Source organism: Caulobacter sp. FV1ye13L, from assembly GCF_058681155.1.
The window spans coordinates 3,045,780-3,069,212 of the sequence record NZ_CM178732.1 but is presented as its reverse complement, the minus strand read 5'-3'; the positions used below and the strand labels follow the sequence as shown (position 1 = coordinate 3,069,212).

Annotated in this window: 22 protein-coding genes; 15 read left to right on the top strand and 7 right to left on the bottom strand. The window is 66.2% G+C overall.

The window, feature by feature from the left end; all coding sequences use genetic code 11:
• Positions 1-160 precede the first annotated feature (160 nt).
• From ACW176_RS14910 to ACW176_RS14900, 3 genes are all read left to right on the top strand, one after another.
• Positions 161-694, top strand: a complete 534-nt coding sequence (locus tag ACW176_RS14910; RefSeq protein WP_492109700.1) for a peroxiredoxin — start codon at positions 161-163, stop codon at positions 692-694.
• 68 nt (positions 695-762) lie between these two features.
• Complete coding sequence (locus ACW176_RS14905; RefSeq protein ID WP_492109699.1) at positions 763-1,890, top strand: helix-turn-helix domain-containing protein; 1,128 nt, start codon at positions 763-765, stop codon at positions 1,888-1,890.
• A 71-nt stretch (positions 1,891-1,961) separates the two neighbouring features.
• Positions 1,962-2,762 carry a sterol desaturase family protein gene (locus ACW176_RS14900; RefSeq protein ID WP_492109698.1) on the top strand — a complete coding sequence of 267 codons (801 nt, stop codon included), beginning with the start codon at positions 1,962-1,964 and terminating at the stop codon, positions 2,760-2,762.
• Here ACW176_RS14900 and ACW176_RS14895 read toward each other — a convergent pair.
• On the bottom strand, positions 2,737-3,402 hold the full coding sequence (locus ACW176_RS14895; protein ID WP_419317239.1) for a hypothetical protein: 666 nt from the start codon (positions 3,400-3,402) through the stop codon (positions 2,737-2,739). The two genes, ACW176_RS14900 and ACW176_RS14895, sit on opposite strands and share 26 nt — an antisense overlap.
• Positions 3,403-3,679: 277 nt before the next feature.
• Here ACW176_RS14895 and rpsF point away from each other — a divergent pair, with 277 nt between their 5' ends.
• The 12 genes from rpsF (at position 3,680) to ACW176_RS14835 (ending at position 16,525) form a co-directional block, all read left to right on the top strand.
• Positions 3,680-4,066, top strand: coding sequence for a 30S ribosomal protein S6 (gene rpsF, locus ACW176_RS14890; RefSeq protein WP_035048307.1), 387 nt, complete (start codon positions 3,680-3,682; stop codon positions 4,064-4,066).
• A gap of 15 nt (positions 4,067-4,081) precedes the next feature.
• On the top strand, positions 4,082-4,360 hold the full coding sequence (gene rpsR / locus ACW176_RS14885) for a 30S ribosomal protein S18 (RefSeq protein WP_419255182.1): 279 nt from the start codon (positions 4,082-4,084) through the stop codon (positions 4,358-4,360).
• Positions 4,361-4,373: 13 nt separating this feature from the next.
• Complete coding sequence (rplI, locus tag ACW176_RS14880) at positions 4,374-4,958, top strand: 50S ribosomal protein L9 (protein WP_492109697.1); 585 nt, start codon at positions 4,374-4,376, stop codon at positions 4,956-4,958.
• Between the two features lie 197 nt (positions 4,959-5,155).
• Complete coding sequence (locus ACW176_RS14875) at positions 5,156-7,585, top strand: TonB-dependent receptor plug domain-containing protein (RefSeq protein WP_492109696.1); 2,430 nt, start codon at positions 5,156-5,158, stop codon at positions 7,583-7,585.
• Positions 7,586-7,756: 171 nt separating this feature from the next.
• Positions 7,757-9,271 (top strand): replicative DNA helicase, encoded by a 1,515-nt coding sequence (locus tag ACW176_RS14870; protein ID WP_419317241.1) that lies wholly within the window; start codon positions 7,757-7,759, stop codon positions 9,269-9,271.
• 71 nt (positions 9,272-9,342) lie between these two features.
• Entirely contained in the window at positions 9,343-10,032 is a 690-nt protein-coding gene (locus ACW176_RS14865) for a MarC family protein (RefSeq protein WP_492109695.1), read from the top strand.
• A 63-nt stretch (positions 10,033-10,095) separates the two neighbouring features.
• On the top strand, positions 10,096-11,178 hold the full coding sequence (alr, locus tag ACW176_RS14860) for an alanine racemase (protein ID WP_492109694.1): 1,083 nt from the start codon (positions 10,096-10,098) through the stop codon (positions 11,176-11,178).
• Positions 11,179-11,249: 71 nt separating this feature from the next.
• Entirely contained in the window at positions 11,250-12,632 is a 1,383-nt protein-coding gene (gene radA, locus ACW176_RS14855; RefSeq protein ID WP_492109693.1) for a DNA repair protein RadA, read from the top strand.
• Entirely contained in the window at positions 12,629-13,246 is a 618-nt protein-coding gene (locus ACW176_RS14850; protein ID WP_419317245.1) for a CvpA family protein, read from the top strand. The genes radA and ACW176_RS14850 overlap by 4 nt, the downstream gene beginning before the upstream one ends.
• Entirely contained in the window at positions 13,243-14,742 is a 1,500-nt protein-coding gene (purF, locus tag ACW176_RS14845; RefSeq protein WP_492109692.1) for an amidophosphoribosyltransferase, read from the top strand. The genes ACW176_RS14850 and purF overlap by 4 nt, the downstream gene beginning before the upstream one ends.
• An 11-nt stretch (positions 14,743-14,753) precedes the next feature.
• On the top strand, positions 14,754-15,767 hold the full coding sequence (locus tag ACW176_RS14840; RefSeq protein WP_492109691.1) for a bile acid:sodium symporter family protein: 1,014 nt from the start codon (positions 14,754-14,756) through the stop codon (positions 15,765-15,767).
• An 8-nt stretch (positions 15,768-15,775) separates the two neighbouring features.
• Entirely contained in the window at positions 15,776-16,525 is a 750-nt protein-coding gene (locus ACW176_RS14835) for an SDR family NAD(P)-dependent oxidoreductase (protein ID WP_492109690.1), read from the top strand.
• A gap of 4 nt (positions 16,526-16,529) precedes the next feature.
• On the opposite strand, the gene ACW176_RS14830 is transcribed toward ACW176_RS14835, so the two are convergent.
• The 6 genes from ACW176_RS14830 to panB form a co-directional block, all read right to left on the bottom strand.
• A complete protein-coding gene (locus tag ACW176_RS14830) occupies positions 16,530-17,285 on the bottom strand; it encodes a hypothetical protein (RefSeq protein ID WP_492109689.1) in 756 nt (251 codons plus the stop codon).
• A gap of 76 nt (positions 17,286-17,361) precedes the next feature.
• On the bottom strand, positions 17,362-18,297 hold the full coding sequence (locus ACW176_RS14825) for an MBL fold metallo-hydrolase (protein ID WP_492109688.1): 936 nt from the start codon (positions 18,295-18,297) through the stop codon (positions 17,362-17,364).
• Positions 18,298-18,312: 15 nt separating this feature from the next.
• Complete coding sequence (gene der, locus ACW176_RS14820; RefSeq protein WP_492109687.1) at positions 18,313-20,085, bottom strand: ribosome biogenesis GTPase Der; 1,773 nt, start codon at positions 20,083-20,085, stop codon at positions 18,313-18,315.
• Between the two features lie 123 nt (positions 20,086-20,208).
• Positions 20,209-21,636: a PQQ-like beta-propeller repeat protein gene (locus ACW176_RS14815; protein ID WP_492109686.1), complete on the bottom strand. Its 1,428-nt coding sequence runs from the start codon at positions 21,634-21,636 to the stop codon at positions 20,209-20,211.
• A complete protein-coding gene (locus tag ACW176_RS14810) occupies positions 21,633-22,379 on the bottom strand; it encodes a tetratricopeptide repeat protein (protein WP_492109685.1) in 747 nt (248 codons plus the stop codon). Before ACW176_RS14810 ends, ACW176_RS14815 begins: the two co-directional genes overlap by 4 nt.
• Positions 22,380-22,546: 167 nt before the next feature.
• Positions 22,547-23,374 carry a 3-methyl-2-oxobutanoate hydroxymethyltransferase gene (gene panB / locus ACW176_RS14805; protein WP_492111941.1) on the bottom strand — a complete coding sequence of 276 codons (828 nt, stop codon included), beginning with the start codon at positions 23,372-23,374 and terminating at the stop codon, positions 22,547-22,549.
• Positions 23,375-23,433 lie beyond the last annotated feature (59 nt).

The window sequence follows — 23,433 nt, the reverse complement described above, 5'->3', positions numbered from 1 at the left end:
TTCTAGAGATTCAATACCGTATTGGGGCCGGAGGGTTAGGGGAAAGGCCCCTGTCCGGCAAGTGCGCGGCTCCGGCGACCATGGCTTGTATTCCATCGTCAGGCGTCCAAATTGCCCCCTGCACCGTAGCTCGGGCGATGAACCATCGATGGAGTTTACAATGAACCGCCTGACCGCCGGCCTCGCGGCCATTGCAATGCTCTCCGCCACGCCCGCTCTGGCCGCCCTGAAGCCGGGCGACAAGGCCCCCGACTTCACCGCCTCGGCCGCCCTGGCCGGCGCCGACTACAGCTTCACCCTGTCCAAGGCCCTGAAGAAGGGCCCGGTGGTGCTCTACTTCTTCCCGGCCGCCTACACCGCCGGCTGCACCGCGGAGGCGCATGAGTTCGCGGAAGCGACACCCGACTTCGAAAAGATGGGCGCGACGGTGATCGGCGTGACCGCCGGCAATGTCGACAAGATCAAGGCCTTCTCCAAGGAGCACTGCCGCGACAAGTTCGCCGTGGCCGCCGCGCCGGACGGACTGATTAAAGCCTATGACGTATCGCTGCCGATGCCGGGCGGCTGGTCCAACCGCACCTCGTACGTCATCGCGCCCGACGGCAAGATCCTGATGGCCTATACCGACGGCAACTTCGTCGGCCACGTCACCAAGACCATGGACGCGGTGAAGGCCTACAAGGCCAAGAAGTAGCAAGGCCTTTTCAATTCCGACCAGTCTCGCGGCTTGCAAGCCGCGAGACCTGCAGAAAAGGATCGGGCATGACCGATCCCGCCCAAATTCCGTTCGCCGCCCTCGAAATCGGGGTCCGGGGCATCGCTGTCGGAGCCTTTGCCGCGACAGCCGTTGCCCTCGGCGCCAGCCGGAAAATGACCCCGACCCGCTGGGTCGGCGTTCTGATGATGGCCTGCGCTATTGCTCACGTCGTCGACGGCCATTTCTACTATACCGAAAACCGGCACTACGACCTTGTGATCTGGGCCCTGTCAGCGTCGGCGGCCGGCGTATTCTGGCTATTCTGCTCGGTGCTGTTCGAGGATGAACCCTCGATTCCGCTCTGGCGCTTCTCTGTCCCCGGGGCCGTCCTGGCCCTTTGGGCGGCTGGCGCGCTTTTGCCCACGTCTCCCGCGCGCGCAGCCGCATGGTGGCTGTTCGCCGCCTTCTCGGTGGGCATCCATTGTCACATCCTGCTGACGGCCTGGCGTGGCTGGCGCATCGATCTGGTTGAGCGTCGCCGTCGTCTTCGTGCGCCTCTCGCCGCCGCTGCAACCGGCTACATGTTCATCCAGAACCTCTGTGATTTCAGCTTCGGACACGGGCCGGTGCTACCCAGCCTGGTTCAGGCCCTGTCTCTCGCCGCCCTCGGGATAGGGTCAGCCCTGGCGCTGTTGCGCGCCGAGCCCATGCTCGTGCAGGCGGCCGTGGCGTCCGACACCGCGCCGACGCCCAAGCCTGCTGAAGCGCTTGATCTGACGCCCGCCGACCGCCTCGTTCTGGCGCGCCTGGAAAAGGCCATGACCGAGAACGAGGTCTGGCGCGGCGAGGACCTGTCGATCGGCGCCCTGGCCGCCCTGGTCGGCGCGCCCGAGCATCGCCTGCGCAAGCTGATCAATGGCGTGCTGGGCCATCGCAATTTCGCTGACTACGTCAACGGCCGGCGGATCGAAGCGGCCAAGGTCGCGCTCGCCGATCCGGAACAGGCCCTGAAGTCGGTCTCGACAATCGCCTATGAGCTGGGCTTTGGCTCTCTGGGCCCCTTCAACCGTGCGTTCCGGGCCGCCGTCGGCGTTCCACCGACCGCCTGGCGTCAAGAGGCGACGCCAGCCCTGCCGCATCTGCGACTGGTCGAAACCGCGCAAGCCGCGTCGAAAGCCGACAAACGCGCCTGATTTCGAGAACGGCGCGACCTGTCGCTCCGCAACAGGCTCCCTGGCTAAGTTCATCCCCCAAGGAGCCACCCATGCTCGATGCCCTACTCCCCTTCGCCCACAACTGGCTGATCGCCATGCAGGCCGATGTCACCCGCTATGTCCTGTTTTCAGTCGGCGTCTGGCTGATCCTTTGGGTCGTGCTGGCCCGCCCCCTGGCCGGACGCAAGATCCGCGATACGCGGCCGCCAGCCCGCCAGCTTGTCCTTGAGTTCCTGATCTCGATCCGCTCGATCATGATCTTCTCGACGATGGGGCTGTTGACCTTCGGACTGTTCCGCGCCGGCCTGATGCAGGGCCCTTTCATCGCGCGCGAGCTGGGACCGATCTGGTTCTGGACCAGTCTGGTCCTGATGATCATCGGCCACGACGCCTGGTTCTACTGGACCCATCGCCTGATCCATGACCGGCGGCTGTTTCGCGTCTTCCACCGGCGGCATCACCGCTCGAACAACCCCTCGCCCTTCACCGCCTACAGCTTCGATCTGGGCGAGGCCGTGATCGCCGCGCTGTTCGTACCGCTGTGGATGCTGATCGTCCCGACACAGTGGCCGGTCATCGGGCTGTTTGTGCTGCACCAGATCGCCCGCAACACCATCGGCCACAGCGGCTACGAGCTGTTCCCGGCCCGCAAGGACGGCCGCCCGCTGCTGCCCTGGCTGACCAGCGTGACGCACCATGACCTTCACCATGCGCAGGCCGGCTACAACTACGGGCTCTATTTCACCTGGTGGGATCGCTGGATGGGCACCGAGCACCCGGACTATCTGAGGAGGTTCGCCGCCGTGACCGCGAAACAGCGGCGGGTTACCAGCTCGCCTTCACCAGCTTGATCATGAAGCGGCTGTCCTGGACCCGCCACTCCTCGTGGGTGGCGGCGGCCCGCAGGCTGACGGTGAACTCGGCGGGGATGTCGAACGGACGGGTGAAGCTGAGATCGACGCCCTCGTCGCCCATCGAGCCGCCGCCGACGGCGATGGACCCGATCGGCTTGCCGTCCAGGGTCAGGGCCGAGCGCACATTGGCCCGCGCCACCGGGATCTGGCCGGGTACGGCGATGACCTGGCTGGCGTTCATGTCCATCGAGACGCTGACATAGTTGGCGCGCGGCAGGACACCGAAACCGAACATCTTCGACATCGAGGAGCGCAGCCGGGCCTCGCGGTCGTTCCACGAGGCGCCCAGAGCCAGGGAGCGCTTGCCGGTCCTCGCCTCGTCGGGCTTCTGGCTCAGGTTCAGATCCAGGTCATAGGTCGGGCTTTCCAGCGTGCCCGCGACCCTGGCGGTGAATCTGGCGCTCTCGGTGTCGGTGGAAAGATCCAGCGGCAGGGCGGCCGAATAGCCGGTGAAGCGGCCGTCATTCGCCGAAACCGACAGGTCAGGCTTCTGAATCGCCTGGGCCGCGGCTGGAGCGGCGAGACTCGCCGACAGCGCAAAGGCCCCGAGGGCGCTGATGACAGCGCTAGACTTCATGCTCTGCTTCCTAGCACAAGCTATCCTTGCGGCAAGGTGAAGCTGGCCGCTTGGCCCGCAGGTTTCGCCACGGCCTCGCGAATGTCGAAAAATGCGGCGCGGCAAAGCAATCTTGCTTCGGCGCGCCTTCTCCTGTAGTAGCGCGCGTTCTCACGGATGGCGGTCTTTGGCGCAGCCCTCACGGGTACGGGATTTCCCGCTCGGCGCTCTGGAACCATCGTGGTCGTCGGACTTCCGCCGCCGACCGCGCCGCTGTCCAAACCGGAAGAAGGAAAACATGGCGTTCTACGAACACGTGGTCATCGCGCGGCAGGATATCTCGCCGCAACAGGCCGAAGCTCTGAACGAGCAAATCAAAGCCCTGATCGAAGAAGGCGGCGGTCACATCGCCAAGATCGAATACTGGGGCCTGCGTAACCTCACCTATCGCATCAAGAAGAACCGCAAGGGCCACTATTCCCTGCTCGCCATCGACGCTCCGGCGCCGGCGGTCAAGGAAGTCGAGCGCCAGCTGCTGATCAATGAAGACGTTCTGCGCTTCATGACCATCCGCGTGGAAGAGCTGGACCTGGAACTGTCGCCGGTTCTGGCCCGTCGTGACCGCGAACGCAGCGAGCGCCCCGAGCGTTCGGACCGTCCGCGCGACGAATTCGCGGCCGCGTAAGGGAGAAGAGAGATCATGACCGATACCACTGCTCCCGAAGCCGGCGCTGGCGCGCCCGCAGCTGGCGGCGCCCGCCGCCCGTTCTTCCGCCGCCGCAAGGTGTGCCCGTTCTCCGGCGCCAACGCCCCGAAGATCGACTACAAGGACGTCAAGCTCCTGCAGCGCTACGTTTCCGAGCGCGGCAAGATCGTGCCGTCGCGCATCACCGCGGTGTCGGCCAAGAAGCAACGCGAACTGGCCAAGGCCATCAAGCGCGCCCGCTTCCTGGCTCTGCTCCCCTACGTCGTGAAGTAAGGGAGACACCACGATGAAAGTCATTCTGCTCGAACGCGTCGAAGGCACTGGCGTCCTCGGCGACGTGGTCACCGTGAAGGACGGCTTCGCCCGTAACTTCCTGCTGCCGCGTCACAAGGCCCTGCGCGCCAACGCCGCCAACATGAAGTCCTTCGAAGTTCAGCGCGCTGAAATCGAAGTGCGCAACGTGAAGAACCGCGAAGCCGCCGGCGCTGTCGGCGAGACCCTCGACGGTACGCAATACGTGATGATCCGTCAGGCTGGCGAAAGCGGCCAGCTGTACGGTTCGGTCGCGGGTCGCGACGTCGCTGACGCCATCAAGGCTGAAGGCGGCAAGGTCGATCGCTCGATGATCGTCCTGGACAAGCCCATCAAGAACCTGGGCGTCCATGAAGTGAAGGTGAAGCTGCACGCTGAGGTGACCGTTACGGTCACCCTCAACATCGCGCGCAGCGCCGACGAAGCCGAGCGTCAAGCGCGCGGCGAAAACGTCATCGCCGCTCAATTCGAAGAAGACCGCGCGGCTGACGCCGAAGCGGCCTCGGACATGGCCGCCGGTGGCGCCGGTTCGTTCGAAGGCGATCACTACGAGTCCTGATCCTAACGGGATCGGTGATCTATCGAGAAACGGCGCGGAGCAATCCGCGCCGTTTTTTTCTGCATAGCAACCAAGAAATGTTCAACTTGTAGGCGCCCGTTTGTGCGCCCATGTTCTTCTCGCGAGGCGACAAGCCTCCGTGCCCGGACAGACCGATCATCAAATCGGCCCCCGGGGAAACCATGAGGGGAATACACATGAGCTTTAGAACCCTGCTGTTCACCGCAGCGTCTGTCGCTGCGATCGCCGGTTCCGCCCAAGCCCAGTCCACTGCGACCGAAGACGCCGCCAATCTCGAGCAGGTGGTAGTCACCGGCACCCGCACGGCCGGCCGCACGAGACTCGACACCATCGCGCCCGTCGACATCGTCAGCGAAAAGGCCCTGACCCGCACCGGCACGACCGAGCTGGCCCAGTCGCTGTCGACCCTGGCGCCGTCCATCAACTTCCCGCGGCCCGCCATTACCGACGGCACCGACCACATCCGTCCCGCCACCCTGCGCGGACTGTCGCCTGACCAGACCCTGGTGCTCGTCAACGGCACGCGCCGCCACGCCACGGCGCTGGTCAATGTCAACGGCTCGATCGGTCGCGGCTCGGCTGCGGTTGACCTCAACGCCATCCCGACCATCGCGCTCAACCGCGTCGAGGTGCTGCGCGATGGAGCCTCGGCCCAGTACGGATCCGACGCCATCGCTGGCGTAATCAACCTGCGTCTTCGCGAAGCCCGCAGCGGCGGCGGCGCGATCGCCACGTATGGCCGGTACGACACCGAGGTGAAGACCGCGCGCAACACCGATGGTCGCGACGAAAAAGACGGCCAAACGGTGACCTTGCAGGCCTGGCAGGGCCTGCCCTTGGGTCCTGAAGGCTTCCTGACCATTTCGGCCGAGTACCGGGACCGCAACCCGACCAGCCGCGGCGACATCGACGTCCGCGTCACTCCCGCCCGAGTCACGTCCCGCTATGGCGACGCTGAAGTCACCGACAAGACGATCTATTTCAACGCAGGCCTGCCGGTCAGCGAGACCTGGGACGCCTATGGATGGGCCGGCTACCAGGCGCGCGAGGGCGCCAGCGCCGCGTTCCCGCGCATTGTCGGCGACGCCCGCCAGGTTCCGGTCGCTTCAATCTATCCCAACGGCTTCCTGCCGCTCATCGCCAGCGACATCACCGACACCACGGCCGCCGCAGGCCTGAGGGGCGAGCTCGGCGGCTTCAAGCTCGACCTCAATTTCGCCTACGGCAAGAACAAGATCGACTACCGCACCGAAAGCTCGGCCAACGCCTCCTATGGCGCCGCCAGCCAGACCAGCTTCAACTCCGGTGGCATGAGCTACGACCAGACCGTCGTCGGCCTGGACGTCTCGCGCGGCGTCGACATCGGCGCGTATGAGCCGCTGAACGTCGCCTTCGGCGCCGAGGCGCGCTGGGAGGGCTATTCGATCCGGGCTGGCGAGCCGACCTCGTACAATCGCGGGCCGCTCACCTCGTCGGCAGCCGGCGCACAGGGCTTCCCCGGCTTCCAACCGTCCAACGTGCTGTCCAAGGACCGCAACAATGTGGGCGTCTATCTCGACCTGGAATCGCGTCTGACCGAGCGCTTCACCGCCTCGGCTGCGGTTCGCTACGAGGACTATTCCGACTTCGGCGCGACCACCACGGGCAAGCTGGCCGCGCGCTTTGAACTGGCCGATGGTCTTGCCGTTCGCGGCGCGGCCTCGACGGGCTTCCGGGCCCCGGCCCTTCAGCAGCAGTTCTTTACCACCACCTCGACCAACTTCATCATCATCAACGGCGTCTCGACCCCGGTCGAGGTCGGCACTTTCCCGGCCACCAGCGCCGTGGCCAAGGTGCTGGGCGCCAAGCCGCTGGAAGCCGAGAAATCGACCAACTACTCGCTCGGCCTGGTCTTCCACAAAGGCCCGTTCGAAGTGACGGTCGACGCCTACCGGATCAATATCGACAACCGCATCGTGCTGTCGGAGAACATCCAGGGCTCGGCCACGGGGACCCCGACGCAGCAGACGATCAACAACCTGCTGCGGCCCTTCAATGTCACGGCCGCCCGCTTCTTCATCAACGGTGTCGAGACCGAGACCCAGGGCATCGACGTGGTTGCGCGCTACCGGCTGGATGCTGACGAAGGCGGCGTCTTCGATCTGACAGCGGCCGCGAACTTCAATGAAACCGACGTCACCAAGATCCCGACGACTAATGCCCTGTCGTCCCTGCCGGTGCCGCCGACCCTGTTTGCCCGCGCCAACGTCCTGACGTTTGAGGAAGGCACCCCCAAGTCCAAGGTCACCCTGGCCGGCGACTGGGCCAAGGACAAATGGGGCGCCAGCCTGAAGACCACCTTCTATGGCTCGGTCCTGTCGCCCAACAACGACGCTACGGGAGCCTTCGATGTGAGGACGGGCGACAAGGCGGTCGTCGATCTTGAAGCGCGTTACGGCTTCACCGAGCACGTCACTTTGGCGGTCGGGGCCAACAACATGTTCGACGAATACCCCAACCGCACGCCGGTGACGGTCAACACGACCAACGCCACCGCTTTCACATCCTTCTCGCCGTTCGGCTTCAACGGGCGGTTCCTCTACACCCGCCTGAGCATCAACTGGTAGGCTGACCCTCGGTCATCCTGAAAAGGCGCGGAGAGCGATCTCCGCGCCTTTTTCTCAGGCGGGTTTCTTGTCCTGAGCGGGCCTGGAACATACACAAAACATCCCCGTTCATCTTGCCCGTGCGTCCACACGACGCGCGCACGGAAAAGGCCCGCGCGTTAACCTGCGACGATGTCTCTCGTCCCCGCTCTCGACCTTCGTCCGCCCCACGCGGACATCACCATCGCCGTCGCGCCTCACAACCTGGAAGCCGAGCAGGCGCTGCTGGGCGTGCTGCTGTACGACAATGCGGCCTATGAGCGGCTGACCGACGCTCTGAACGGCCGCCACTTCTATGAGCCCTTCCATCAGCGGCTGTTCCAGTCGATCGAGACACACATCCGCAAGGGCCAGCTGGCCGAGCCGATCCTGCTGGCCGACGAGTTCAAGAAAGACCCGGCGTTCGAGGAACTGGGTGGCCTGCGCTACCTGGCCGATCTGGTCGACCGCGCGCCGCCGGCCGCCAATGTCGGCGACTATGCCCGGGCCGTGTTCGACCTGGCCCTGCGTCGCGACCTGATCCGCATCGGCGGCGAGATATCGACCGCCGCCCACGGCGGCGGCGACGAGATCCGCCCGGCCCGCGACCAGATCGAGTCGGCGGAACAGCAGCTCTATACCCTGGCCGAAAGCGGCACGGCCTCTTCCGGTTTCGTCACCTTCGGCGACGCCCTGCGCGGCGCCGTCGAGATGACGGCTGAAGCCTACAGCCGCGATGGCGGCATGTCGGGCGTCGCCACCGAGCTGACCGACCTCGATCAGAAGGTCGGCGGGCTGCACCCCTCCGACCTGATCGTGCTGGCCGGTCGCCCGTCGATGGGCAAGACCGCCCTGGCCACCAACATCGCCTTCAATATTGCCCGCAAGTACGCCTACGAGATCCAGCCGGACGGCACTAAGAAGACCGTCCAGGGCGGCGTCGTGGCCTTCTACTCGCTGGAAATGAGCGCCGAACAGCTCGCTCTGCGTATGCTGGCCGACGCCTCGGGCGTTTCAGGCGACCGCCTCCGCAAGGGCGAGATCGACGCCTCGGAGTTTGGCCGGGTCCGCGATGCGGCCATGGAGCTGCAGGAAGCGCCCCTCTATATCGACGCCACCGGTGGTATCTCGATCGCCAAGCTGACGGCCCGGGCCCGACGCCTGAAGCGTCAGGTTGGCCTGGACCTGGTGGTCGTCGACTACCTGCAGCTGGTCACGGGCTCGGACCTTGGCTCCAACGCCAACCGCGTTCAGGAAGTCAGCCAGATCACCATGGGCCTCAAATCCCTGGCCAAGGAACTGGGCTGCCCGGTCATCGCCCTGTCGCAGCTGTCGCGTCAGGTCGAGCAGCGCGAGGACAAGCGGCCCCAGCTGTCCGACCTTCGCGAATCCGGCTCGATCGAGCAGGACGCCGACATGGTCTGGTTCGTGTATCGCGAAAGCTACTATGTCGGCCGCGCCGAACCGCGCGAAGGCACGCCAGAGCACCTGACCTGGCAGGAGGACATGGACCGTCTGCAGGGCCTGGCCGAGGTGATCATCGCCAAGCAGCGTCACGGCCCCATCGGCACCGTGCGCCTGTCGTTCAACAGCGACACCACCCGCTTCGGCAACCTGGCGCGCGATCACTATTTCGCCCAGGCGCGGAATATTCCGTCGGACGAGTAAGCGCCGGTTTGACCTAGGAAGCCGCATCAGGCGAGGGTCATCCGCCCGCCCTCCGGATCGACGAGTCGCCCGTGGATTTCAGCCCCCTGCCCGTCTCCAGCCTGATCGGCGCGTTCCTGCTGGCCTTTCCGGCCCTGTTCTCGATCGTCAATCCGGTCGGCGCCTCGCTGATCTTCGACCAGGCGATGGGCAGTCGGGGTCAGGACGAGCGTCGCAAGCTGGCCCGCAGCATCGGCTTCTATTCCTTCCTGGTGCTGCTGGGGTCACTGCTGCTGGGTGGCTATATCCTCAACTTCTTCGGCGTCAGCCTGGGCGCCCTGCGGGTGGCCGGCGGCCTGGTGGTGGCGATACGCGCCTGGGGCCTGCTGATGGACCCGCAGGAGCACGAAGACCGCAAGACCAGCGACACCGAACCGGCCAAGCGTCAGGAAGACATCGCCTTCTTCCCCATGACCATGCCGTTCACGACAGGTCCCGGCTCGATCTCGGTGGCGATCGCCCTCTCCTCACAGCGCCCCACCCAGGGCAGCGCCGTGGCCTTCTTCCTGGGCGCGGGACTGGCGGCGGCAGGCGTGGCGATCCTGGTCTGGCTGCTCTATCGCGCCTCGGGCCGCGTCACGCGTCTGCTGGGCCAGTCCGGCGCCCGGGTGCTGTCACGGCTGGTAGCGTTCCTGCTGCTGTGCATCGGCGTACAGATCACCGCCTCTGGCTTCGAAAACCTGGTCTCGGTTTTTCTGGCGACCCATCCGGGCGCGTTCTAGCTGGAAAAGCCCGGCCGGCTCCGCTACGCCCTGACGCGCCGCTTCCCTGATTGCCGAGCCCTCGTGACCGATCCTTCCGACAGCCGCCTGACGATCGACCTCGAGGCTCTCGCCGCCAATTATCGCGCCCTGCGGGACGCCGCCTGCGGCGCGGAGGTCGCCCCGGCGGTGAAGGCCGACGGCTACGGTGTCGGCGCTTCGATCGTCGCTGACCGTCTGTGGGACGAAGGCGCGCGCAGCTTCTACACTGCCCGCCTCTCCGAGGGCCTGGCCCTGCGCCAGAGCCTGGGCGACCGCGACGCGACCATCCACGTGCTGGACGGCGTCACGCCGGGCTCGGCCGCCGCGATGGAGGCGGCGCGCCTGACGCCGACGCTCAACAGCCTGCCGCAGATCGAGGCCTGGAACAGCCACGCGCGCGGCGGGCGGCTGACCGCCTCGCTGCATGTCGACACCGGCATGAACCGCCTGGGTCTGCGCCTGGAAGAGGTCCGCGTCCTGCTGGGCGCCATGGACAGGCTCAAGCATGTCGAGATCACCCAGGTGATGAGCCACCTGGCCTGCGCCAACGCGCCGGATCATCCGCTGAACGTGAAACAGTTGGAGCGCTTCCACGAAGCGACGACCCTGTTCCCGAACGCCCGTCGCAGCCTGGCCAATTCGGCGGGCATCTTCCTGGGCGGCGCCTACTGCTTCGACCAGGTCCGCCCCGGCGTCAGCCTCTATGGCGGCGGCCCCCGCGATGTCCCCGACGCGCGGATCAAGGCCGTGGTCACCCTGGAGGCCCCGATCCTCCAGACCCGCAACGTGCCGCGCGGCGAAAGCATCGGCTATGGCGCGACCTATACGGCGACCGACAACACCCGCGTCGCCATCCTGGCGGCCGGCTATGCCGACGGCATACCGCGCTCGGCCCATCCGCGCGGCGCGGTGTGGTTCGACGGCCAACGCCGTCCGATGCTGGGTCGGGTCTCCATGGACCTGATCGCCGTCGACATCACCGATTGCGACGCCGCCCGCCCCGGCGCGATGATGCAGATCATCGGCCCGGACCTGCCCGTCGACGACGCGGCGGCGGCGGCGGGCACTACGGCCTATGAGCTGCTGACAAGGATCGCGCCCAGAGCCCACCGGGTGATCGTCTAAACCCACGTCCGCCTTTGGCGCACGGCCCCGTCACCCTGTAGTCTCCTCCCATCCGAGAATCAGGAGCTTCCATGGCCCGTGACGGCGCCGTCTACGCCTGCCAGTCTTGCGGCGCGGTCCAGACCAAGTGGTCGGGGCAATGCCCGGCCTGCCAATCCTGGAACACCCTGGCCGAGGAAGTCGGCGCTCGAGCGCCGGGTGCGCTTTCCATCACCAAAGCCACCCGAACGCGCGGCCTGCAGTTCACCGATCTGGAAAGCGACACCCCCGCCCCGCCTCGTATCATCACCGGGGTCGACGAGTTTGACCGCGTCTGTGGCGGCGGGGTGGTGCCCGGCTCGGCCATCCTGATCGGCGGCGACCCCGGCGTGGGGAAATCCACCCTGTTGCTGGAGGTGGTGGCCCGGGCCTCGATGAAGGGCGTGTCCTGCGCCTACATCTCCGGTGAGGAGGCCGTAGCGCAGATCCGCGGTCGCGCCCACCGGATGGGCTTTGAGAAAGCGCCGGTGAAACTGGCAGCCGAGAGCAGCCTGCGCGACATCCTGGACGGGCTGAAACGCGACAATTTCGACCTGGTGGTCATCGACTCCATCCAGACCATGTGGAGCGACGCCCACGAGGCGGGCCCCGGCACGGTCACCCAGGTCCGCGCCTGCGCCCAGGAACTGGTGCGTCTGGCCAAGAAGAAGGGCGTGGCGATCCTGATGGTCGGCCACGTCACCAAGGATGGCCAGATCGCCGGTCCGCGCGTGGTCGAACATCTGGTCGACGCCGTGCTCAGCTTCGAGGGCGAGCGCGGCTATCCGTTCCGCATCCTGCGCGGCGCCAAGAACCGCTTCGGGGCCACCGACGAGATCGGGGTCTTCGAGATGGGCGATGTGGGTCTGCGCGAGGTCAAGAACCCCTCGGCCCTGTTCCTCAACGAGGGCGGCGAGCGGGCGGCGGGCGCGGCGGTGTTCGCCGGCATCGAGGGCTCGCGGCCCGTACTGGTGGAATTCCAGGCCCTGGTGTCGCCGTCCGCCTACGGAACGCCGCGTCGGGCCGTCGTGGGCTGGGACTCAGGGCGCCTCGCCATGGTGCTCGCCGTACTTGAATCGCGGTGCGGCCTTGGTTTTGGCGATAAGGACGTCTATCTGAACGTCGCTGGCGGCCTGCGCATTACAGAGCCGGCGGCGGATCTCGCGGCGGCGGCGGCTCTGGCCTCTTCAGCCCTCGATATCGCCCTGCCCCAGGACTGCGTCGTGTTCGGCGAGGTCAGCCTGTCGGGCGAGGTGCGGCCGGTCAGCCGGATGGAGACACGTTTGAAGGAAGCCGCAAAACTGGGGTTTGGCCGGGCGCTATCATCGCTTTCCGGCCTGCCTGAAGGCGGTGGCTCCTTGCCAGTGGCGGGGGTCGCGCGGCTCGCCGACGCCGTGCGCCGCATCGGCGACGAGATCTGGGGCCAGCTGACGTGACGCCTTTCGACATCATCGCCGGCCTGCTGCTGATCACCTCCAGCTCGATCGGCTTTGCGCGCGGCGCGTCGCGCGAGCTGACCTCGGCCCTGTCGTTCATTTTCGCCGCCGCCATCGCCCTGTTTGGCCTGCGCATGAGCGGTCCGATCTTTCGCGACCTCATGGACCCAGACTGGGCGGCCACGGCCTGCGCCCTGCTGCTGGTCTTCGTGGTCGCGTTCGTGATCCTGCGCTTCATCGGCGGACAACTGACCGCCGGCCTGCATGAAAGCTCTCTGGGCCTGCTGGACCGCGTGGTCGGCGCCGGCTTTGGCCTGATGCGCGCCCTGGTGATCCTGGGCGTCTTCAACATGCTGTTCCACATGGCCACACCGGCGGACCGCGTGCCGGCCTGGGTCGAGCGATCGATCTTCTATCCCCTGTCCGCCGCCAGCGCCAAGGTGCTGAAAGTGTTCGCCCCCAAGGGCGGCGAACTGGCGGGCAAGCTGGGCCCGGCCATCGAGGGCGCAGTGCGGGGGAGCAGCGACAATCCGTCGGACGGCAAATCCGGCGAAACAGACTATGATCAGAACCAGCGTCAGGACCTCGACGATCTGGTGGAGAAATCGCGATGAGCTTTATCGGCCAGTCGACCGATCGGTACTCCTCCGCCCCGTGGCGTGACCCCGAAGACGACACCCTGCGCCTGGAGTGCGGTGTATTCGGGGTCTACGGCGTCCGCGACGCCGCCGCCATCACCGCCCTGGGCCTGCACGCTCTGCAGCATCGCGGCCAGGAGGCGTGCGGCATCGCCGCCTTCGACGGCCAGCGCTTTCATACCGAACGCCACATGGGCCATGTCGGTGACGCCTTTACCGGTAACGACCTGGTTCAGCGCCTGCCCGGCGGCATGGCCATCGGCCACACCCGCTATTCTACCGCCGGGGGCAGCGGCATCCGCAACGTTCAGCCGATGTTCGCCGATCTGGAAACGGGCGGCGTAGCCATCGCCCACAACGGCAATCTGACCAACTTCCTCAGCCTGCGCGAGCGCCTGGTCCAGGAAGGCGCGATCTTCCAGTCCACCAGCGACAGCGAAGTGATCCTTCACCTGATCGCCCGCTCGCGGAAGGCCCGCATCGTCGACCGCTTCATCGACGCCGTCGGCCAGATCGAGGGCGGTTACGCCCTGGTGGCCATCACCAACAAGAAGATGATCGGCGTCCGCGATCCGCTGGGCATCCGCCCGCTGGTGTTGGGCGACCTGGACGGCCAGCCGGTCCTGGCCTCCGAAACCTGCGCCCTGGACATGATCGGCGCCCGTTTCGTACGCGACATCGAGCACGGCGAGATGGTGGTCATCTCCGAAACCGGCGTGAAATCCCTCAAGCCCTTCAGCACCCTGGCCGCGCGCCCCTGCGTGTTCGAGTATGTCTATTTCGCCCGCCCTGACAGCATGGTGAACGGCCGTTCGGTCTACGACGTGCGCAAGCGCATGGGCCAGCGGCTGGCGATCGAGACGGGCGTCGAGGCCGATGTCGTGGTCCCCGTCCCGGACAGCGGCGTTCCGGCCGCCATCGGCTATGCGCAGGAAAGTGGCCTGCCGTTCGATCTGGGCATCATCCGCAACCACTATGTGGGCCGCACTTTCATCCAGCCGACCCAAGGCGTTCGCGAACTGGGCGTTCGCATGAAGCACAGCCCCAACCGCGCGGTGCTGGAAGGCAAGCGCGTCATCCTGATCGACGACTCGATCGTGCGCGGCACCACCTCGCTGAAGATCGTTCGCATGGTCCGCGAAGCGGGCGCCAAGGAAGTCCACCTCCGCTCGGCCAGCCCGCCGATCAAGTGGCCAGACTTCTACGGCATCGACATGCCCGAGCGCGAACAACTGCTGGCGGCCAACAAGTCGCTGGAGGAGATGGCGCGGTTTCTGGAAGTCGACAGCCTGGGCTTCCTGTCGGTCGACGGCCTGTACCAGGCGCTGGAAGCCGGCCAGCGCGACCCGGTGACACCGCAGTTCACCGACCACTATTTCACCGGCGACTATCCTACGCGCTTGACCGACCGCGAAGTCGCCGAGGGCCGCAACGAGGCCAACGACAAGCAGCTTTCGCTGCTCAGTGCGTAAGCCTCTTTGAAATGAATGGATTTTCCAAGCTTCTCGCGAAGCTGAAGATCGACGGCTACATCATCCTGCTGTTTGGCATGGTGGTGCTGGCCTCGATTGTTCCTGTGCGCGGCGAGGCGGCTTCCGTGCTCAGCGTCGTGGTCAAGCTGGCCATCGCGCTTCTGTTCTTCCTGCACGGCGCCAAGCTGTCGCGCGAGGCCGTGGTCGCCGGGGTCACCCACTGGCGGCTGCACCTGATCATACTGGCCTTCACCTACATCCTCTTCCCGATCCTGGGCCTTCTGGCCGCCAGGACCGGAATCCTGTCGCCCACCATGGCGGCGGGTATGGTGTTTCTGGCCTGCTTGCCGTCGACGGTTCAGTCGTCCATCGCCTTCACCTCGATCGCCCGGGGCAATGTCGCCGCTGCGGTCTGCGCGGCCTCGGCGTCCAACCTGCTGGGTATCTTCCTGACCCCCGTGCTGGTCAGTCTGCTGATGCACGCAGAGGCCGGCACGGGCGGCTGGAAGGCGATCCAGGACATCCTCATTCAGCTGCTCTTGCCCTTCGTCGCCGGCCAGCTGGCCAGGCCGTGGGTGGGGCGCTGGATCGAGAAGCACAAGCAACTGGTCGGCTATGTCGACCGCGGCTCGATCCTGCTGGTCGTGTATGCGGCCTTTAGCGCCGCAGTGGTCGGCGGTCTGTGGAAGCGGGTCTCGCCGCTGGAGCTGGTGCTGGTGGTGATCGTCTCCGGGGCCCTGCTGACTGTGATCCTCCTGGCCACCACCTTTGGCGCGCGCGCCCTGGGTTTCTCCAAGGCCGACGAGATCGCCATCGTCTTCTGCGGCTCCAAGAAGAGCATGGCCACCGGCGTGCCCATGGCCGGCATCCTGTTTCCGGGCGCCACCGCCGGGGTTCTGGTGCTGCCCCTGATGATCTTCCACCAGATCCAGCTAATGGCCTGTTCGGTGATCGCCCAGCACTATGCCAAGCGCCCGGCCGATGACGTGACGGACGGGCTTCAAGAAGCCCCCGTCACCCGCTAAAAGCCCCCATGGATTCTTCAGCAAAACCGCTCGCGGGCCGTGTCGCCCTGGTCACCGGCGCGACGCGCGGCATCGGCGCGGCCATCGCCCTGGGCCTGGCGGAAGCTGGCGCGCATGTCGTGGCCCTCGGACGCACCCAGGGCGCGCTCGAAGCCTTGGACGACAGCATCTTCGCCGCGACGGGCGAGCACGCCACGCTCGTGCCGCTGGACCTGCGCGAGGCTGACGGCCTGGACCAATTGGGCGCGGCCCTGCACCAGCGCTGGGGCAAGCTGGACATCCTGGTTGGGGCGGCCGGTGTGCTAGGCGCCCTCACCCCGGTGGGCCACCTCGACCCCAAGGGCTGGGACATGATCATGTCCACCAACCTGACGGCAAACTGGCGACTGATCCGGGCGATGGACCCGCTGCTGCGCGCCTCCGACGCCGGCCGAGCCCTGTTCCTGACCAGCAGTGTCGCCAAGACCCACAGGGCGTTCTGGGGCGGCTACGCGGCCTCCAAGGCGGGCCTGGAAGCCATTGTCGACTGCTATGCAGACGAGATGGAGAACACCCCCGTGCGCGCCCTGTGCGTGGATCCAGGCGCGATGCGCACCAAAATGCGCTCAGGCGCCTTCCCGGGCGAGGATCCGATGACGGTCCCCGCGCCCCGGACGATCGTCCCCTACATCATCGATCTGGTCCGCCCCGACCGCGAACCGCCAAGGGGCGTCGCGCGGTTCAAGGATCGCGGACAGGAATCGGCGAGCATCAGCTAGACCGTCACGGGGCCAGGTGTTCGACCCAGCGGGCGACGGACAACCATGTGTCGCTCTGGCCGATGGGAATCACCAGCAGTTGCTGGGCCAGAACCAGTAGGCCGCCAAAGACATAGACCGGGTGCGGCCGCCCTCGAGTCCGCCAATCATAGACCATGGCGGCGACGATCAGCAGATCGACCACCAGGCCCGGCGGTACGGATACGAAGACCGGCGGCGGCCCGACCGCGCCCGGCGGGGTCATCAGCACGGCGAACGGCCGGGCCATCGCCGCCTGCATCGGCGGGATCATGGCCAGTAGCATCAGCCGTTTGTGGACCTCGTGCTTTCGCACATTGACGATCGCGGCGCTGAACAGTCCCGCAAACAGCGCTAGGGCGCTGAGCGAGACGATCGAGAACCGCCGCGCCGCGTCGCCGAACCCGGCAGCGTCGGCCACTTTCATCGAGTTGATAGCCGCCAGGACCACGGTGAAGGCCATGGCGGTCGCCAGTGACACCCCGGCTACGCCCCAAGCGCGGTGATCCATGGTTCGCCCGCTGGCGACCATCCAGGTCTGGGCCAGGAAGAACAGCGTCCAGGTGAAAAAGAAAAACCCGTGGAAATGCAGTACCGGCGCTCCGCCGAAGGTCCCGCTAGCGATCTTGGCCCAATAGGTCGGGATGAAGCCGCCAAAGGCGATCAGGACAAAGACCAGAGCCATGGCGACATAGAACCGGCGCCCGCTGGCGCGGGGTACGCTTGTGGATAACGCAACCATGGAGCCCCCCAGGCTGATTTCAGCCCGAGGATGACACGAACGACACTCAAAAACCAACGTTCCTCGAGGCGCGCGCTCAGATCTCCAACAGGTCGCGGCCGACGACGATCTCACCCGCGAAATGGGGTCGCACCGCTTCCAGCCAGACCCGGTCGTCAATGAAAGGAAAGCCGCCGGGCACGAAGTGCGAGAGTACTAGAGTCTTCACCCCAGCAGCGGTGGCGATCTTTCCCACCTGCTCGGTAGTGGTGTGACTGGCCAGCAGATGGTCCTTCAGGCGGGTCGCATTGGCTTCGGTGGCCAGCAGAGGCTCCAGGGACGGCAAGTGCATGACCTCGTGGACCAACACATCAGCGCCTTTCGCAAGGGCGATCAGCGCGTCGGACGGCGCGGTGTCTCCAGAAATGACGATCGACCGGTCGGCGGTATCGAACCGGTAAGCGAAAGCCGGCTCGACCGGCGGATGGCGCACCAGGGCGGCCGTCACTTTCACATTGGCGTCCTGCATCACCACACCCGGCCTGTTGATCTCATGCGGATGGATCAGCGGGCCCGGCGGCCGGCGGCCTTCGTCGGCGATGCGCGTCTTGATGTCGAAAGCGTTTAGCGCCAGCGACTGCCGCGTCATGGCCGCCAGCGGCGGCGGGCCAAAGGTGTCGACCCGGTGATCAAGATCGGCGGCCCAGGCTAGTATCAGCAGGTTGCCGTAGTCAGCGTTGTGGTCTGAGTGATGGTGGGTGATGAAGATATTGCGGATCGACCCCAGCTTCAGACCCGCCGACACGATCTGGCGCGCGACGCCATCGCCGCAGTCGATCACATAGGTCGCGCCGTTGATGACGATCGCCTGGGCCGGCGCCGAACGGTTCTTCTTGGGCGTGGGGCCGCCTCCGGTCCCCAGCAATATCAGCCGGGTCCCGGTCGCGGCACTGGCGGGTAAGCCACCGGTCGCCAGCGCTGCCGCGCCAAATGCCGCGCCTCGGGACAGCAATCGTCGGCGATCCAGCAGCATGCTCTGTCCCCGGCCCTACTTGCCCTTAGGCTTGCCTGGCCCCTTGTTGCCCCGCACGATGCTCGACCCGGCCACCGGGCGCTTCGGACCCGACGCGGCCTTACCGCCAGCCGCCTTGAAGCCGACCTTGTAGCTGGGCGTGCTCGAGACCTTCTTCTGGGCGCGCGGTCCCTGCTTCTTGACAGACTTGACGGCCGCCTTGCCGGGCTCGGCGGTGGGCGTCGTGACGGCGGCGCTGGTGGTCTTGGCCTCAGCCTTGACGGGCTTCTTGGGGCCTCTGACCGGCGCCTTCTCCGGAGGCGGCAAGCCGGCTTCGGCAGCCGCTGCCGCCGCAGCTTCATCTGCAATGCGCTTGGACTTCTTGACCGTGTTGCGCGAGGCGCGGATGCGCTCCTCCTCACGTTCGCGGCGCTCGAACTCGCGCTTGCCCCGGCCGCTGTGGCCCTTGGCCTCGCCATCGGCATAGGGGTTGGCGCCCGACTTGATGGTGATGCGCAGCGGCACCCCCGGCAGGTCGAAGCTCTCGCGCAGGGAGTTGATCAGATAGCGCCGATAGTGCTCGGGCATCTGATCGGCGCGGGTCGAGAACAGCACGAAGGTCGGCGGACGCGCCTTGATCTGGGCCATGTACTTGGGCTTGACGCGCTTGCCGCTGACGGCGGGCGGCGGGTGCCTCTGCATGGCCATCTGCAGCCAGTCGTTCAGGTCGCGGGTCTTGACCTTGGTCGCCCAGTCCCTGTGGATCTTCATTACGGCCGGCATCAGCTTCTCGATGCCCTTGCCGGTCTCGCCCGACAACGCCACCACGGGCGCGCCGCGCAGCTGGGGCAGCATGCGCTCGGCGTGCTCGCGGAAATCCTTCAGCTGGGCGACAGGATCTTCGACCAGGTCCCACTTGGCCAGCACGAAGACCAGAGCCCGCCCTTCCCGCTCGGTCAGGTCGGCGATCTGCAGATCCTGGACCTCGAAGGGGTGGGTGGCGTCCATCACCAGCAGCACGACCTCGGCAAAGGTGACCGCACGGATCGAGTCCTGGGTGGAGAGCTTTTCCAGCTTCTCCTGCACCTTGGCCTTCTTGCGCAGGCCGGCGGTGTCGACCAGACGAACCTTGCGGCCGTCCCACAGCCAGTCGACCGAAATCGAGTCGCGTGTAATTCCGGCCTCTGGCCCCGTCAGCAGACGTTGCTCGCCGATCAGACGGTTGACCAGAGTGGACTTGCCAGCGTTAGGACGACCAACGATGGCGATCCGGATCGGCTTGTCGTCGCTATCGTCTTCCTCGGAATACTGATCTTCCGGGAAGGCGGCCAGCATGGCGGCATACAGCTCGGCCATGCCTTCGCCGTGCTCGCCGGAGATCGGGATCGGTTCGCCCAGGCCCAGCTTGTAGGCCTCGCCAATGCCTGATTGGCCGGCTTTGCCCTCGGCCTTGTTGGCGGCGATGATGACCGGCTTGCCACGACGACGCAGCAGGGTGGCGAAGACCTCGTCCAGCGGCGTAACGCCCTCGCGGGCGTCATAGATGAACAGCGAAACATCGGCTTCCTCGACGGCGAGTTCCGTCTGGGCGCGCATGCGCGCCTCCAGACTTTCGTCCGAGACGTCCTCAAAGCCGGCCGTGTCGATCAGTTCCAGGTCCAGGTCGCCAAGGCGGCCGGAGGCATAGCGGCGGTCACGGGTGACCCCGGGCTGGTCATCGACGATGGCCAGTTTCTTACCGGCGAGACGATTGAACAGCGTGGACTTGCCCACATTGGGGCGTCCGACAATTGCGAGTTTCAAAGGCATGGGCTTGCAGTAGTCGATTTTTGCCGTTCCCGCAAAGCGAACGACCCGGGCCGGCTTGCGCCGGCCCGGGTCACGGGATCGTAAGGTTGATGATCAGCGAACCGAACGGTTCGGTGAATAGAGTTAGCGGATGGCCACGACCTGAGCGTCGTCAGTCACAAGATAGATCATGTCGCCAACCGCAATCGGGGCCAGCAGAACCGAGGCACCGATCTTCAGGGTCTTTTCCGTCACGCCGGTCTTGGGGTTCAGGGCCACGGCCTCGCCATCGCTGGAAACGGTGATCAGGCGGCCCGAGGCGAGAATCGGCGTCGACCAGAGGCGCGGATGCTTGGCCAGCTTCTTCTTCTGGCGCTTGGTCTGGCCCAGGCCCTCATTGAGGTCGCGGATCCAGTAGACCGAACCACTCTCGCGGGCGACGCAGATCACCTGGCCCGACTTGTCGACAACAAAGACGACGTCGCCGGCGGCCCACGGGCTGGTAATGCCGGTGATCGGCAGGGTCCAGCGCGCCTGGCCGGTGCGAAGATCGGTGGCCGAGAATACGCCCGAATGGCTGACGGCGAAGACATCGCCCTTGTAGATCACCGGGCGGCCGGGAATGTCGCGGATTTCGGACAGCGCATTGGTGCGGCTGGCGCGCGACAGCGCCTCGCTCCACAGATCGTTGCCGTTGGCGGCGCGCAGGGCGACCAGTTCGCCCGAGGCGAAGCCCGCGACGGCGGTGTCGCCGCTGACCGCAACGCTGGGCGCCGAAAGGATGCGGGCCGGCTCGATCAGGGCCTGATAGGTCCAGCCGGGCGCGCCGGTGGCGGCGTTGTAGGTCAGCAGCTCGTTATCGGTCGACACCACAAAGATCCGGCCGTCGACGACGGTCGGGGCCGCATGGATCGGGGTCGAGGTGGCCTGCCGCCAGGCTTCAACGCCGGTCGCGGCGTCGAGCTGGGCCACGAAGCGGAAGCCTGACGAGACGATCAGCTTGTTGTCGGGGCTGAGGGCCAGACCGCCGCCAAAGCCCAGTCGGTCGTTCTTGACGCCGCCAAAGCCGAAGACGCCGCCCTTGCCAGGACCGGCGGAGGGCCGCAGGTCCTTTCGCCAGTCCACCGAGCCTGTCTTGGTGTCGATGGCCGAGACCGTGGATTCGCCGTCCATGACGAAGATCCGGTCCGCAGTCGCCACCGGCGGGGCCGTGATGTGGAACTTGCGGTTGCCCTTCTGGCCAAAGCCCTTTCGCCAGGCGATCTCGAAAGCCTTGCCGGCGTCGACATGCTCGACCGACTGCTCGGCGCTACCGCCCGGCAGTCGCCATTCGGCCTGGACGGCCGGTTCGGGCAGGTAGAATTCGGTGCCCTTTAGGACCTCGGCGGCCTCGACCTTCTGGTCGAACGCGATGACCGAGATCCGCTGGCCCTGGGTAGCTGTGGCCTTGTCCTTTTCGGACTTGTCAAAGGGGTTGAGCTTGGAGACCGTCGAGCAGCCGCTCACCGTCACCGCCGCCGACATCAGCGCGATCAACGCCACAGAACGCTTGGAATTCATGGAGCGGCTCATTGGGCGCTGTTCGGCGCGGGTTGCGGAGCAATCGGCATGGTCGCGGGCGGCGGCAGCGCGGTCGAGGCTTTGACGACAGCGGCCAGATCCTTGGCCGAGCCGGAATCGATGATCTGCATCGCCGCCTGGGAGCGCTGGCGAACGCCTTCGGAATTGTTGTCGAGCAGGTTGGCAAGAACAGAGAAGTCCTCGCGGGCGCCCTTGAGGTCGCCGCCCTGAAGCTTGGCGAACGCCAGGGCTTCCTTGGCGTTCACACGATATGGGCTCTTTTCCCCCGCCAACGGCGTCAACCTCGCTTCGATATCCTTGAACGAGGCCGTATCCATGAGCGCCAAGGCGGATTTGAGGCGCGCCAGGTCGCCGATCACCGGATCGGAAGAAAGCTTGGCCGCTTCATCGAAATAGCGCACGGCGTCGGCGGTCTTCCCCTCTTCGAGGCGGATGCCGCCCATATGCATCAGCGCCAGGGCGCGATAGCCCGAGGCCCCGCCCTTGGACACCGCCTCCATGGCCGGGAAGCCCTTGGCCGGGCCTTCGCGGCCCATGGTCTCGAGCGCGGCCTGATAGGTCTCGGAGGCCTTGGCCGCTTCCTTGGTCTGATAGGTGGTCCAGCCCCAGTAGCCGCCCACGCCGATGACGACCGCCACGGTCGCGGCGCCGATCCACGGCAGCGCCCTCAGCGCGAGGGTCCTGTAACGGTCGGAGCGAAGCTGCTCTTCGACCTCGTCAAACACATCGACCACGAACGAGGCTCCGAAACGGACGCGGACAGCGTCCTGACACGTTGGCGCCGGACGGATCCGGCGGCGACGCATGGTTTACAACAGAATGCGGCCGGCGGAGGGCCGCCAGCGCAGGCGGCGAACCTATAGCGTGAATGGGCCAGCCGCAACGGGCGCTGGCGCGGCGGCTAGCCCTTCTTGGCGTAGTAGGTCTCGGCCTCGCCCGGGAAGGTCCGCGCCTTGACGTCGTTGGCGTATTCTTGGGCGGCGCGTTCGATCTCGCCCTTCAGGTTGGCGTAGCGGCGCACAAACTTGGGCGTCCAGTCGAACAGGCCCAGCATGTCGTCGGTGACCAGGATCTGGCCGTCGCAGCCAGCAGAGGCGCCAATGCCGATGGTGGGCGGCGCGATGGCGGCGGTGATCTCACGCGCCAAGCTCTCGGCGACGCCCTCTATGACCACGGCGAAGGCCCCGGCGTCGGCGGTGCGGCGAGCCTCGTCGAGAATCACCGCGCGACCGGCCTCGTCCTTGCCCTTGGCCTTGAAGCCCCCGTCGACCAGAACCGCCTGCGGCCGCAGACCCACATGGCCCATAACCGGCACGCCGCGCTTGGTCAGATATTCGATGGTTGCCGGCACGGTCGGGCCGCTTTCGACCTTCACGGCCTGGGCGCCCGTCTCCTTCATGATCCGCACCGCGTTGGCGTAAGCGACCTCGGGTGAGGCCTCATAGGAGCCGAACGGCATGTCGACCACGACCATAGCCTTGCGAGAGCCCCGCATGACCGCCTGGCCGTGCAGGATCATCATCTCCATGGTCACGCCCACCGTATTGGGCAGGCCGTGCACCACCATGCCCAGCGAGTCGCCGACCAGCAGCAGGTCGCAGGCGTCGTCCAGGGCCGCCGCGACCGGCGCGGTGTAGGCGGTCAGGCAGACGATGGGCACGCCACCCTTGCGGGCGGCGATGTCGGGGGCTGCGAGGCGGCGAACCGTCTCATCACGGTGCGAGGACAGAACCATGCTCCAGAACAGGCCCTGGGAAGGGCGAAGGCGCGCTGTTGTCGGTCAGATCG

Excerpts from the sequence above, each read along its gene's own strand:
- purF (WP_492109692.1), top strand. The coding sequence starts at position 13,243 with ATGAGCTTTATCGGCCAGTCGACCGATCGGTACTCCTCCGCCCCGTGG.
- ACW176_RS14905 (WP_492109699.1), top strand. The coding sequence starts at position 763 with ATGACCGATCCCGCCCAAATTCCGTTCGCCGCCCTCGAAATCGGGGTC.
- rpsF (WP_035048307.1), top strand. The coding sequence starts at position 3,680 with ATGGCGTTCTACGAACACGTGGTCATCGCGCGGCAGGATATCTCGCCG.
- ACW176_RS14900 (WP_492109698.1), top strand. The coding sequence starts at position 1,962 with ATGCTCGATGCCCTACTCCCCTTCGCCCACAACTGGCTGATCGCCATG.
- ACW176_RS14910 (WP_492109700.1), top strand. The coding sequence starts at position 161 with ATGAACCGCCTGACCGCCGGCCTCGCGGCCATTGCAATGCTCTCCGCC.
- rpsR (WP_419255182.1), top strand. The coding sequence starts at position 4,082 with ATGACCGATACCACTGCTCCCGAAGCCGGCGCTGGCGCGCCCGCAGCT.
- ACW176_RS14825 (WP_492109688.1), bottom strand. The coding sequence starts at position 18,297 with ATGCTGCTGGATCGCCGACGATTGCTGTCCCGAGGCGCGGCATTTGGC.
- ACW176_RS14870 (WP_419317241.1), top strand. The coding sequence starts at position 7,757 with ATGTCTCTCGTCCCCGCTCTCGACCTTCGTCCGCCCCACGCGGACATC.
- ACW176_RS14815 (WP_492109686.1), bottom strand. The coding sequence starts at position 21,636 with ATGAGCCGCTCCATGAATTCCAAGCGTTCTGTGGCGTTGATCGCGCTG.
- ACW176_RS14835 (WP_492109690.1), top strand. The coding sequence starts at position 15,776 with ATGGATTCTTCAGCAAAACCGCTCGCGGGCCGTGTCGCCCTGGTCACC.
- ACW176_RS14840 (WP_492109691.1), top strand. The coding sequence starts at position 14,754 with ATGAATGGATTTTCCAAGCTTCTCGCGAAGCTGAAGATCGACGGCTAC.
- radA (WP_492109693.1), top strand. The coding sequence starts at position 11,250 with ATGGCCCGTGACGGCGCCGTCTACGCCTGCCAGTCTTGCGGCGCGGTC.
- der (WP_492109687.1), bottom strand. The coding sequence starts at position 20,085 with ATGCCTTTGAAACTCGCAATTGTCGGACGCCCCAATGTGGGCAAGTCC.
- ACW176_RS14875 (WP_492109696.1), top strand. The coding sequence starts at position 5,156 with ATGAGCTTTAGAACCCTGCTGTTCACCGCAGCGTCTGTCGCTGCGATC.
- ACW176_RS14830 (WP_492109689.1), bottom strand. The coding sequence starts at position 17,285 with ATGGTTGCGTTATCCACAAGCGTACCCCGCGCCAGCGGGCGCCGGTTC.
- rplI (WP_492109697.1), top strand. The coding sequence starts at position 4,374 with ATGAAAGTCATTCTGCTCGAACGCGTCGAAGGCACTGGCGTCCTCGGC.
- ACW176_RS14895 (WP_419317239.1), bottom strand. The coding sequence starts at position 3,402 with ATGAAGTCTAGCGCTGTCATCAGCGCCCTCGGGGCCTTTGCGCTGTCG.